An 11,785-nucleotide genomic window follows, 5' to 3' on the forward strand; every position below is an offset into this window, starting at 1 on the left:
GAGGGTCAATCTACCCTATTCGGGTTGCCCCTTCTGGCAACCCCATTGCAAACCGCCGGTAAAGTCCGGGAAAACCCTAGTAAAACCGCTTGTGGCGCGGACAGGGCAGGCCTATAACCGAGGCGGTTGCACCACATTGACACCCACGCGACCGGCCTCCGGCGGACGCTTACGTCCCCGGACTCCCAGGGTGTGGTTTTGAAAGGTTTCCATGTCCGACGGCTCCCTCCCCACCTTCCGCTTCCCCGCAAGCACCCACATCGTCCAGGTCCAGCCGCCCCAGCACGGCCCGGTGACCCTGGGCTCGCCCGCGCTGGAGGTGTTTACCGACCTGGCGCAGATCCGCGCCGCCACGGTGCAGCCGCAAACCGGCCTGGGCCAGGCCGAGCTGAAGATGATCTACCAGGGCGTGCGCCTGCTGTTTGTGGTGTCTGACATGCCCTCGGTCGACGGCATCCTGACCGCCGCCGACATCGCCGGGGACCGCCCCATGCGCCTGGTGCACCAGCGCCAGGTCAAGTACCAGGAACTCACCGCCGCCGATGTGATGACCCCGCTGGCCGACATCGACGCGATCACCTTTGCCTCGTTGCAACGCGCCACCGTGGAGCAGGTGGTGGCCACGCTGATCCAGCGCGGCCGCCCGCATCTGCTGGTGGTCGATTCCGAAACCGCCGACGGCTCCCCGCGCATCCGTGGCCTGATTTCGCAAACCCAGGTGGAGCGCCAGTTGGGGCACCCCCTGCCGGTGACATCGATGGCGCAGACGTTTTCGGAGCTGGAGCAGGTGCTGGCCGGGCATTAGCGTGGTGCGGGCCCATGGACCCCGGTTGTCGGCAGCGGCTACATTCGTCGCTGCAACATATTCCTCTGTAGCCTCTCTACGGCTGCGGGACCACCCAGCACGTGTCAACCGAAGCAGTCGCCGTACCAACCGATGGCCAGTGGCCGAGCCAGCGCACAGACCGTGCGCGCGCGCGGCTATCGCTGGGCTTATTGTTTTCGCTGCTGGTCCACGGGCTGCTGTTAAGCTTAATGTTCGGGGGGCAAGAGGCCGGGTTTCCGGGCTTCGGCTTCCCTTGGCAGGATAGACGGGGCGAGGTACCCGAGCTGCGGGTGGTGCTCGATCCGGTGTCGGCTGCGGCTGAGCTACCCGCGCAGAACGCAGGCCGTGACCCGGCTGTGCTCAGTGGCTTGGTGCCCACGCCGTCCACCGCTGCTGCGGCCAGTCCGGCCCGTGCCGACCCACCCGGCCAGACCACACCCCCCATAGACTCCGAGCCCGCCGCGGCGACCTGGATCGTGCCCCCCACGCCTGCCTCCGAGGCACCGCGGCGGGAAACCGAACGCCTGGAGGCGGCAGCGCAGTTGGCCGTGCGGCAGGAGGAGGCGCGGCGGGAGGCCACTCAACAGGAAGCTGCTAAACAGGAAGCCGCCAGGGTAGAGGCCACCCACCAAGAAGCGGTGCGCGTGGCGACTTCCCGGCGGGACGCCGAGCGCCAAGAGGCCGCGCGGCAGGCAGCAGCCAGCCAGAAAGCGACAGAGGCCACAGAGGCCGCCCGCGTCGAGCTTGCGCGCACCGAGGCCGAAAGCCGCGAGGCAACCCAGCAAGCCGCCGCACGACAAGAAGCTTTGCGGCTGCAGGCGGCCCGGTTGGAGGCTGAACACCTGGAGGTTTTGCACCAGGACAGCGCCCGACAGGATGCCGCCCAGATCGCGCTGGCCCAGTTGGAGGTGGCACAGCAGCAGGCCGTCCGCCAAGAGGCCGCACGCGCCGAAGCCACCCGCTTGGAGCTTGAGCGCCAGCAGCAGGCCACGCGGGAGGCGGCGGCACGCCAGGAAGCGGTGCGACAGGACACAGCCCGTAAGGATGCGGCCCGCGCAGAAGCCTTGCGCCTGGAAGCCGAACGCCAGGAAACCACAAAGCAGGCAACGGTAAAACAAGAGGTGGTGCGACAAGAGGCGGTTCGCCAGGATGCCGCGCGGCAAGATGCCATTCGTAAGCAAGCGGCACGGCAGGAAGCCGAACACCAAGAGACCGTACGGCAAGCCGCCGCGCAACAGGATGCCGCTCGGGTGGTAACTGCGCGCCTGGAGGCCGAACGCCAAGAGGCCACAAGGCAGGCAACAGTCAAACAAGAGGCGGCGCGGCAAGACTCCATCCGCAAGGAAGCGGCACAGCAGGATGCCGCCCGGGCCCAAGCTACCCGGGCGGAGTCCGAGCGCCAGGAGGCCCTACGCCAAGCCGCTGCGCGGCAAGAAGCAGCACAGCAGGACGCAGCCCGACAGGAAGCGGCGCGGGCCGGCGCGGCGCGGCAGGAAGTAGAGCGCCAGGAGGGCGAGGCCCAGGCGGCAGCACGGCAAGAGGCGGCTCGGCAGGAGGCTGGCCGCCAGGAGTCGGTGCGGGCCGAGGCCGCGCGCCAAGAGGCCGTGCGCGCAGCGGCGCAACAGCGCGAAGACCGGCTGCGGGCGATAGGACGGCAATTGAACGAGGAGGCGGACCGGCGGGATGCGGCAGCTGCGGCTGCGGCGGCACGCCCATCCTCCTCGCTGCCTTCATCGTGGAGCAGCGCGCGCCGGGGCCGAATCTTTGGCCGCAGCGATAGCAACGAGGAGCTCCTGCGCTACGCGGAAGCCTGGAGCCGCAAGATCGAGCTCAACATGACCTTCGACGCGGTCCGCGAAGCATCCAAGCAACCCCACACCGATCCCGTGGTGATGGTGGCCGTGCGCAGCGATGGCTCGGTGGAGTCGGTGAGCTTCGTGCGCTCCAGCGGCGTGCCCGCCCTGGACGATGCGATCCGCAGCGTGGTGCAGAGCCAGGCCAACTACCAGGCGTTCCAACCCGCCCTGGCCCGCGAATTCGACGTGGTCGAGATTCGCCGGACCTGGCGCTTTGACATGGCGATCCGGTTGTATTGACGGGGAGCCGTAGGCTTGGGTTTGTGGGTGAAAATGGCCTCTAGCGCAACATCTACCTGCGCAGGCAGCTACTAAAAACATAGTGGTTCACGCCCGCCGTAGTTAGCCGCAATACCTCCCCACAAGAGCCAACCCCCACGTCATTTAACATCGAAGGTTTCGCACTGACCCAGAGAACACCATGGTTGCCAATATTCTGCAAAAACTCCCCGCTGGCGAACGCGTCGGCATCGCTTTCTCCGGGGGGCTGGACACCAGCGCCGCCGTGCACTGGATGCGGGCCAAGGGGGCGATTCCCTGCGCCTACACCGCCAACCTGGGCCAGCCCGACGAGTCCGATTACGACGAAATCCCGCGCAAGGCGCTGGCCTACGGTGCCGAAATGGCGCGCCTGGTGGATTGCCGCCCGCAGCTGGTGGCCGAGGGCATTGCCGCCATCCAGGCCGGGGCTTTCCACATCAGCACCGGCGGTGCCACCTACTTCAACACCACGCCGCTGGGCCGGGCGGTGACAGGCACCGCACTGGTGGTGGCCATGCGCGACGACGGCGTGAACATCTGGGGCGACGGCAGCACCTACAAGGGCAACGACATCGAACGTTTCTACCGCTATGGCCTGCTGTGCAACCCCGAGCTGCGCATCTACAAGCCCTGGCTGGACCAGCTGTTCATCGACGAACTCGGTGGCCGCAAGGAAATGAGCGAGTACCTGGTGGCCAACGGTTTCGACTACAAGATGAGCGTGGAGAAGGCCTATTCCACCGACTCCAACATTCTGGGCGCGACCCACGAAGCCAAGGACCTGGAGTTCTTGAACGCCGGCATGCACATCGTCAAGCCCATCATGGGTGTGCCGTTCTGGCGCGACGACTGCGTGGTCAAGGCCGAATCGGTCACCGTGCGCTTTGAAGAAGGTCAGCCGGTCGCATTGAACGGCCAGACCTACCCCGATGCCGTGGCTTTGATGTACGCGGCGAATGAAATCGGCGGCCGCCACGGCCTGGGCATGTGCGACCAGATCGAGAACCGCATCATCGAAGCCAAGAGCCGCGGCATCTACGAAGCCCCCGGCATGGCCCTGCTGCACATCGCCTACGAGCGCCTGGTCACCGGCATCCACAACGAAGACACGATAGAGCAGTACCGCGCCAATGGCCGCAAGCTGGGCCGTTTGCTGTACCAGGGCCGCTGGTTCGACTCGCAAAGCCTGATGCTGCGCGAAACCGCCCAGCGCTGGATCGCCCGCGCCATCACCGGCGAAGTGACGCTGGAGCTGCGCCGCGGCAACGACTATTCGCTGATGAACACCGAGAGCCCCAACCTGACCTACCACCCCGAGCGTTTGACCATGGAGAGCGGTGCCGGTGGCTTCACCCCGGCCGACCGTATTGGCCAGCTGACCATGCGCAATATGGACATCGCCGACACGCGCCAAAAGCTGGCGGTGTACACCCAGGCCGGTTTGCTGGGCACCTCGGGTTCCAGCACCACGCTGATCGCCAACCCCGGCGCGGTGTAAATCCCCGCCTTAGCTGCACTGCGGGGCGGCTAAGGTGTGAAAAGCGCGGGTACGCCTATGGCGTGTAAGGCCCGTCCACCAGCCGCTGCGAAATCCACCAGATATTGCCGTGCGGGTCGCGCACGCCGCCCTGGTGGTCGCCGTAGGGCATCTCGGCCACGGCCATCTCCAGCACCGCGCCGTGCTGCAGTGCCTGCGCCATAGCCGCCTCGGCATCTTCCACATACAGGTAGTACGCGGCCACCATCGCCGGGTAGCCGGGGCTGGCTTCGCTGGCCATCACGGTAGACGTGCCCAGCCGCACCTGCACATTGGCCACCAGGCCGTCCGGACGCAGGCTGCGGCAGGTTTCGGTGCCGCCCAGCCCGGCCACCAGAAAGCGCGCAAACGCGTCGGCGTCATTCACGAAAAAATACGGTGCAACGGTGTTGAATCCGGGCGGGATGCGCATGGTGGGCCTCTTAAAACTGGGTTTTCAGGGCGTAAACCAGGCCCACAGCCAGCGCCACCAGGGCCGCACTCACCCAACGCAGCCGCACGCGGTTGGCCTCTGCCCGCTGCACCAGCTCGGTGTTTTGCGTGGCCAGCGCCTGAATCAGCTCGCTGGAGGCGCGCATCTGCGTGTGCAGCTCGGCGCTGGTGGCCTCCAGGGCGATGATGCGGGCCTGCAGCTGGGCGACGACCAGGTCGTTGGTCGGTAGCACCGGAGCCGGGGGCGGCGTGGGGGCGGGCGGCGCTTTTTTGGCCACGCTGTCCCAGAGCTTTTTAGCCCCTTGCGCCACCAGCGGTGCGGTCGAGATCACCTCGGTCCACGGAACGGTCTTGAGCAGAGAAAACAAGCCTAAACCCATGGCGGGAGCCTTTCAAAATGGGGAGCACCTGTTTGCTATTATTTATATAGCCATAGGCGTATGTATCGTATGCGCTAGAGGCCTATTTATTTAAAAAATAGTGTCTTGCAGTGCAAGTAGCTTACATGGGCGCAGACCGGGCAGATGCAAGTGCTAGCGTAGAGTGGCGCTTATGCAAACACCCCACACCCTTCCCCCCGCGCTCGCGACTTTTGACCTGACCGGCCGCACCGCGCTGGTCACCGGCTCCAGCAGCGGTATTGGCTTTGCGCTGGCCTGCGGCCTGGCATCGGCCGGAGCCCATCTGTTGTTGAATGGCCGCGATGCCACCCGCCTGGCCGAGGCCGCGCATAAACTGCAGGCGCTGGGCTTCACCGCCACCAGTCTGCCGTTTGACGTGACCGACCCCGCCGCTGCCGTCCAGGCCGTCGATGGCTGGGAGCGCGACCACGGCCCCATCGACATCCTGGTCAACAACGCCGGCATACAGCGCCGCGCGCCGCTGGAGACCTTTCCCTTGGCGGACTGGGCCGAGCTGATGCGGACCAATGTGGACAGCGTGTTCTATGTCGCCCAGCCCGTCGCCCGCCACATGATTGCGCGCGGGCGCGGCAAGATCATCAACGTCTGCTCGGTGCAGAGCGAGCTGGGCCGCCCCAACATCGCCCCTTACACCGCCACCAAGGGTGCAGTGAAGATGCTCACCAAAGGCATGGCCATCGACTGGGGCCCGCACGGCCTGCAGGTCAACGGCCTGGGCCCCGGCTACTTCAAAACCCCGCTGAACCAGGCCCTGGTAGACGACCCCGCCTTCAGCGCCTGGCTGCTGAACCGCACGCCCTCGCGCCGCTGGGGCGACGTGGAAGACCTGGTGGGTGCGGCGATCTTCCTGGCCAGCGACGCGTCGCGGTTTGTGAACGGGCACATTTTGTATGTGGATGGCGGGGTAACGGCGGCGCTGTAAGGTGGGCTGGTGTTTTCCGACTTTTCGGCCTATTTTCAAGTGCAAAAAAGAGCTGCTTGTGCTTACAGGATAAGCACGGGCAGCTCTTATTTTTTACTATTAAAAAAGAAGCGAATGGTTCCGCTTCTAGTACGCTACCGTCCCCGGCAGCCTAAACCTTAGCGGTCCAGACCGCCCAGGCAGATGTACTTCATCTCCATGAACTCATCCAGCCCGTACTTCGAGCCCTCGCGGCCCAGGCCCGACTGCTTGACGCCGCCAAACGGCGCTTCGGCGGTGGAGATCAAACCGGTGTTCACCCCCACCATGCCCGACTCGATCTGCTCCGACACGCGCATCACGCGGCCGATGTCGCGGCTGTAGAAGTAGGCGGCCAGGCCGAACTCGGTGTTGTTGGCGCGTGCTATCACCTCGGCTTCGGTGTCGAACACGAAGATCGGGGCCAGCGGGCCGAAGGTTTCGTCCTGGGCAAACAGCATGTCTTCCGTCGCGCCACCGATGACGGTGGGTTCAAAGAACAGGCCGCCCAGCGCATGCGGCTTGCCGCCGGCCAGCACCTTGCCGCCCTTGGCTATGGCGTCGGCGATGTGCTCTTTCACCTTGGCCACGGCCTTGGCGTCGATCAGCGGGCCTTGGGTGCTACCCGCGTCCACGCCGTTGCCCACCTTGAGCGCCTGCACCTTGGCCACCAGCTTGGTGGTGAAGGCTTCCAGCACGCTGCGCTGCACGTAGATGCGGTTGGCGCAGACGCAGGTCTGGCCGGTGTTGCGGTATTTGGAAATCATTGCGCCATCCACGGCCGCGTCCAGATCGGCATCGTCGAACACGATGAACGGCGCGTTGCCGCCCAGTTCCAGCGACAGCTTTTTGATGGTGTCGGCCGACTGGCGCATCAGCGTGCGGCCCACTTCGGTGGAGCCGGTGAAGGTGAGCTTGCGCACGATGGGGCTGCGCGTCATTTCGCCGCCGATCTGGCTGGCGGAGCCGGTCAGCACCGACAGCAGGCCTTTGGGCACACCGGCGCGGTCGGCCAGTTCGGCAAAGGCCAGGGCCGAGTAGGGCGTTTGCGTGGCGGGCTTGACCACCATGGAGCAGCCTGCAGCCAATGCCGGACCGGCCTTGCGGGTCAGCATGGCGGTGGGGAAGTTCCAGGGCGTGATGGCCGCCGTCACGCCGATGGGCTGCTTGATGGCCAGCAGGCGGCGGTCGCCGGTGGGGGCGGGAATGGTGTCGCCGTAGATGCGGCGGGCCTCGTCGGCAAACCATTCGATGAACGATGCCGAGTAAACGATTTCGCCCTTGGCTTCGGCCAGCGGCTTGCCCTGCTCGGAGGTAAGGATGAGGGCCAGGTCGTCCTGGTGCTGCAGCATCAGGTCGTTGAGGCGGCGCAGGATGGCGGCGCGCTCTTTACCTGACACATTGCGCCAGGCGCGCTGGGCGACTTCGGCGGCGGCAATGGCGCGCACCGTTTCGGCCGTGCCGCACATGGGCACGGTGCCCAGCACCTCGCCGGTGGCGGGGTTGGTCACCGGCACGGTTTCACCGTTGTCGGCATCAACCCAGGCACCGGCGATGAAGGCCTGCTGGCGCAGCAGGGTGGGGTCTTTGAGGTTCAGAGTGGTGGTCATCAGGTGATTTCTTTAGGCGGTCATGGCGGCTGCGAGAATGTCCAGGCCTTCCGCCAACACAGCATCTTCAATCGTCAGCGGGAACAGGAAGCGGATCACGTTGCCGTACACGCCGCAGGTCAGCAGCAGCAAACCGGCTTTCTGGGCGCGCTGGACGATCAGCTTGGTGAAGTCGGTGTCGGGCGTGCCGTCGGCCTTGGCAAATTCCACGGCGGCCATGCAGCCCAGGCCGCGCACGTCGCTGATCTGCGGCACGGTGGCGCGCAGGCTGTTGAGGCGGTCGGTCAGCACCTTGCCCAGGCGTTCGGCACGGGCGCTGAGCTGCTCGTCAGCAATCACGTCCAGCACGGCGTGGGCCGAGGCGATGGCCAATGGGTTACCGGCGTAGGTGCCGCCCAGGCCGCCGGGCGCGGGTGCGTCCATGATTTCGGCGCGGCCACACACGGCAGATAAAGGCATGCCACCGGCCAGGCTCTTGGCCATGGTCATCAGGTCGGGCACGACAGTGTGGTGGTCCATGGCAAACAGCTTGCCGGTGCGGGCAAAGCCGGTCTGGATCTCGTCTGCAATCATCACGATGCCGTGCTGGTCGCACAGGGCGCGTATGGCCACCATCAGCGCCGGGGGCATCACGTAGAAGCCGCCTTCGCCCTGGATGGGTTCAATGATGATGGCCGCTACTTGGTCGGGCGAAATATCGCACTTGAACAGGTTCTGGATGGCGTGCAGCGTGTCGTCCACCGTCACGCCGTGCACGTCCATCGGGGCAGGCACGTGGTAGATGCTGCCGGGGAAGGGGCCAAAGCCCACTTTGTACGGCACCACTTTGCCGGTCAGCGCCATGCCCATGAAGGTACGGCCATGGAACGCGCCGGTCAGCGCAATCACGCCGGGGCGGCGGGTGTGGGCGCGGGCGATCTTGATGGCGTTTTCTACCGCTTCCACACCGGTGGTGAAGAAGGCGGTTTTCTTGGCGTGGCTGCCGGGGGTCAGGGCGTTCAGGCGCTCGGCCAGGTACACCGAGCTCTCGTAGGGGACGACCTGGTAGGCGGTGTGGGTGAAGTGGTCGAGCTGCTCGCGGATGGCGGCAACCAGGCGCGGGTGGCGGTGGCCGGTGTTGAGCACGGCGATACCTGCCGCAAAGTCGATGTAGCGGTTGCCTTCCACGTCCCAGATTTCCGAGTTCAGCGCGCGGTCGGCGTAGATGGGGAAACCAATGCCCACGCCACGCGGAGCGGCCGCAGCACGGCGCTGGTCGAGCTGGGCGTTGGTGGGGATGGCGGATTGGGTAACGGCAGAGGGGGCGACGGCGGTGTTCATGGGTGTCCTTAAGTGGAAGCCGCAGTTTAAAATTTATTTGGCTCTGCAAATAGAACCAATTACAGTTAGTTAATGGAACCAATCCGCCAACTAGACCGTAAATTAGAAGCCCTGCCCGACTTCGTGCAGCGCCAGTTTGACGCTGCCAGCCCCCAGAACGACCACCGCCAGCTCTACGGCATTCTGCAGCGCGGTATCCGTACCGCCGTGCTGGCCGCAGGCACCCAGTTGCCGCCCAGCCGCGTGCTGGCCCAGGCGCTGCAAATCGCCCGCAACACCGTGGTCCACGTGTACGAGCAACTGGCGCTGGAAGGCTACGTGCAGGCGGGTGTGGGCCGGGGCACCTTTGTGGCCGCCGTAGGCCCGCGCCTGGCCGACCGCAGCACAGCGCCACGCCAAGCCCGGCCAGAGCTGCTCTCTCGCCGTGGCAGCCAGTTGGTGCGCGAAGCCGGTGCGGCACCGCTGCAATGGGGCGCGTTCACCCCGGGCGTGCCCGAGGTGCGCATGTTCCCTACCGCCATCTGGAGCCGCCTGCAGGCCCGCGCCGCCCGCAGGCAAACCCCCGCGCAGCTCACCTACGCCACCGGCCCAGGCGACGCGGGGCTGCGCCAGGCCGTGTCGGATTACCTGCAGGGCACGCGCGGCGTGGTGTGCAGTCCGGAGCAGGTGGTTATCACCAGCGGCACCCAGCAGTCGCTGCACCTGGTGGCCCAGTTGCTCACCGACCCGGGTGACCGCGTGTGGCTGGAAGACCCCGGCTACTGGGGCGCACGCAGCGTGTTCCGCGCCCACGGGCTGGACCTGCAGCCGGTGGCGCTGGATGCCGAGGGCATGGCCCCCAGCCCGGCCCAGCTGCGCCAGCCGCCGCGGGTGATGTTCCTCTCGCCCTCGCACCAGTACCCGCTGGGCGCACTGATGGGCCATGGCCGCCGCCAGCAGCTGCTGGACTACGCGGCGGTGCACGGTGTGTGGGTGGTGGAGGACGACTACGACAGCGAATTCCGCTACGGCACCCGCCCGCTGCCCGCGCTGCAGGGCCTGGACACGCAAGGCCGCGTGGTCTACCTGGGCACGTTTTCCAAAACCCTGTACCCCGCCCTGCGCATCGCCTACCTGGTGCTGCCGCCCGACCTGGTGGACGGCTTTGCCCAGGCGCTGAACGAGCTGTTCCGAGAGGGCCAGACCGTGCAGCAGGCGGTGCTGGCGCAGTTCCTCAGCGAGGGCCACTACGCCACCCACATCCGCCGCATGCGCGCCATCTACAGCGCCCGCCACGACGCGCTGATCCACGCCATCGGGCAAGAATTTGGCAGCCAGCTGCCCATCCTGGGCGGCGATGCGGGCTTGCACCTGGTGCTGGGCCTGCCGCCGCACCTGGACGATGCCGCCGTGGCCCAGGCCGCCCTGCGCGCAGGCATCAGCACCCGGCCGCTGTCGCTGTACCACCTGCGCCAACCGGCGGCGACCAAGGGGCTGCTGCTGGGCTATGGGGCGGTGCCGGAGGAGGAGATTGGTCCGAGCTTTGCGCGGCTGGCGCAGGTGGTGCGGGGGTTTTTGTAGAGGGTAGCCCGGTGGGGTCGGATCACGATTGCGCGACACGGTTTGCAGAACCAGCGCGGTGCCACCCGCATTCGTGCTCCGACCCCTCTGGGCGGTTTGGCGGTAAGGGCGGTGTAGGGTTTCACCGCGGTCCCCGGCCAGCGGCGACTGTGGCATCCAGCGCTGCATACGCCACCATAAACTCTGATCAAAATATTTAAGAAAAAAGTGACTCTGGTGCATATGCCACTTGCGCAAGCAGCTACAGAAAATAGAGCGTTTTACGCCTGCGCCTTTTGAAGGAAAGATACCGGTGCGAGAGGAGTCACAAGGCTTCGCCGGGCTATAGTGGGCCATCGTTGAGCTGCGGGGTTTGGCGGAATTTTTAGACCCGTATACAACCCGGCTCACCCTACGAAAACCAGTCTGCAAGCCACTTCCGGGAGATTCCGATGGATGATTTAAACCTCGGTAGCCAATTTAAACCGCAGGGTTTACGGTGTAAATCACATTAGCCGTTTCACACATGTACGACGCGAACCTCTTAGCGACTGTGGTCTTCGTGCTTTCACTGGCCGGAATCGCGGCCTATCTTCTTTACTTAAAGAACCGTGGGCGCGCTTCTCGAATTGACATAGCAATGCAGCAGTTTCTCGAGAGTACCATCCACTCAAGCTATCGAAAGCTTGTCTTTGAAGGTAGAAGCGCCGTAGTCGTTCGCAAAGATGTAGACCGAAGTAATGGTGAGAGCACGACCTACGCTCTCACGGTTTACGCGACAAATCAACACGGCGAGTACTTCGTCTTCAAATCGGATGGCAATGCATCTTTCGTTAGTCACCTTGAACATCGCTTAGCGAAAATCATCTTGAAGCATGAATACATTGCAACTCAACCAGCTGGTTAAGGCAACGCTGAATAAGTCCCGACCTGGCGCGTGACTTGCATTGGTATTGTCATCCCTCACAAGGCGACAAAGATGAAGCAACACACCCTGGCCCTGGCCGCCGACCAAGAAGCGGGATTCGCCCAGCACCGCAAA

The 11,785-nt window shown here is 65.1% G+C and carries 10 protein-coding genes; 5 read left to right on the forward strand and 5 right to left on the reverse strand.

Going from position 1 to position 11,785, the window contains the following annotated elements; translation table 11 throughout:
• The first annotated feature begins 211 nt into the window (after positions 1–211).
• The 3 genes from Q0T48_RS05070 (at position 212) to argG (ending at position 4,441) form a co-directional block, all read left to right on the forward strand.
• On the forward strand, positions 212–805 hold the full coding sequence (locus tag Q0T48_RS05070; protein WP_295953291.1) for a hypothetical protein: 594 nt from the start codon (positions 212–214) through the stop codon (positions 803–805).
• A gap of 101 nt (positions 806–906) precedes the next feature.
• Entirely contained in the window at positions 907–2,922 is a 2,016-nt protein-coding gene (locus Q0T48_RS05075; RefSeq protein ID WP_295953292.1) for a TonB C-terminal domain-containing protein, read from the forward strand.
• A 181-nt stretch (positions 2,923–3,103) separates the two neighbouring features.
• Entirely contained in the window at positions 3,104–4,441 is a 1,338-nt protein-coding gene (gene argG, locus Q0T48_RS05080) for an argininosuccinate synthase (RefSeq protein WP_295953295.1), read from the forward strand.
• 55 nt (positions 4,442–4,496) lie between these two features.
• Here argG and Q0T48_RS05085 read toward each other — a convergent pair whose 3' ends face one another.
• Both Q0T48_RS05085 and Q0T48_RS05090 read right to left on the reverse strand, forming a co-directional pair.
• Complete coding sequence (locus tag Q0T48_RS05085) at positions 4,497–4,892, reverse strand: VOC family protein (RefSeq protein ID WP_295953298.1); 396 nt, start codon at positions 4,890–4,892, stop codon at positions 4,497–4,499.
• 10 nt (positions 4,893–4,902) lie between these two features.
• Complete coding sequence (locus tag Q0T48_RS05090; protein WP_295953301.1) at positions 4,903–5,292, reverse strand: hypothetical protein; 390 nt, start codon at positions 5,290–5,292, stop codon at positions 4,903–4,905.
• A gap of 172 nt (positions 5,293–5,464) precedes the next feature.
• Between Q0T48_RS05090 and Q0T48_RS05095 the strand changes: the two genes are divergently transcribed.
• Positions 5,465–6,256: an SDR family oxidoreductase gene (locus Q0T48_RS05095; protein ID WP_295953303.1), complete on the forward strand. Its 792-nt coding sequence runs from the start codon at positions 5,465–5,467 to the stop codon at positions 6,254–6,256.
• Between the two features lie 158 nt (positions 6,257–6,414).
• Here the strand turns inward: Q0T48_RS05095 and Q0T48_RS05100 are convergent, their stop codons facing one another.
• Both Q0T48_RS05100 and gabT read right to left on the reverse strand, forming a co-directional pair.
• Positions 6,415–7,884, reverse strand: a complete 1,470-nt coding sequence (locus Q0T48_RS05100) for an NAD-dependent succinate-semialdehyde dehydrogenase (protein WP_295953306.1) — start codon at positions 7,882–7,884, stop codon at positions 6,415–6,417.
• Positions 7,885–7,896: 12 nt separating this feature from the next.
• Complete coding sequence (gabT, locus tag Q0T48_RS05105; RefSeq protein WP_295953309.1) at positions 7,897–9,204, reverse strand: 4-aminobutyrate--2-oxoglutarate transaminase; 1,308 nt, start codon at positions 9,202–9,204, stop codon at positions 7,897–7,899.
• A 72-nt stretch (positions 9,205–9,276) separates the two neighbouring features.
• Between gabT and Q0T48_RS05110 the strand changes: the two genes are divergently transcribed.
• Entirely contained in the window at positions 9,277–10,764 is a 1,488-nt protein-coding gene (locus Q0T48_RS05110; protein WP_295953312.1) for a PLP-dependent aminotransferase family protein, read from the forward strand.
• Positions 10,765–11,596: 832 nt separating this feature from the next.
• Here the strand turns inward: Q0T48_RS05110 and Q0T48_RS05115 are convergent.
• The coding region (locus Q0T48_RS05115; RefSeq protein WP_295953315.1) for a hypothetical protein at positions 11,597–11,785 on the reverse strand (189 nt) is incomplete at its 5' end.

It is taken from the genome of Rhodoferax sp., from assembly GCF_025354435.1.
Lineage (GTDB): Bacteria > Pseudomonadota > Gammaproteobacteria > Burkholderiales > Burkholderiaceae_C > Rhodoferax_B.

What these genes read in the sequence shown, in the direction of transcription:
- Q0T48_RS05070 (WP_295953291.1), top strand. Translation starts at nt 212, where the DNA reads ATGTCCGACGGCTCCCTCCCCACCTTCCGCTTCCCCGCAAGCACCCAC.
- argG (WP_295953295.1), top strand. Translation starts at nt 3,104, where the DNA reads ATGGTTGCCAATATTCTGCAAAAACTCCCCGCTGGCGAACGCGTCGGC.
- Q0T48_RS05085 (WP_295953298.1), bottom strand. Translation starts at nt 4,892, where the DNA reads ATGCGCATCCCGCCCGGATTCAACACCGTTGCACCGTATTTTTTCGTG.
- Q0T48_RS05090 (WP_295953301.1), bottom strand. Translation starts at nt 5,292, where the DNA reads ATGGGTTTAGGCTTGTTTTCTCTGCTCAAGACCGTTCCGTGGACCGAG.
- Q0T48_RS05095 (WP_295953303.1), top strand. Translation starts at nt 5,465, where the DNA reads ATGCAAACACCCCACACCCTTCCCCCCGCGCTCGCGACTTTTGACCTG.
- Q0T48_RS05100 (WP_295953306.1), bottom strand. Translation starts at nt 7,884, where the DNA reads ATGACCACCACTCTGAACCTCAAAGACCCCACCCTGCTGCGCCAGCAG.
- gabT (WP_295953309.1), bottom strand. Translation starts at nt 9,204, where the DNA reads ATGAACACCGCCGTCGCCCCCTCTGCCGTTACCCAATCCGCCATCCCC.
- Q0T48_RS05110 (WP_295953312.1), top strand. Translation starts at nt 9,277, where the DNA reads ATGGAACCAATCCGCCAACTAGACCGTAAATTAGAAGCCCTGCCCGAC.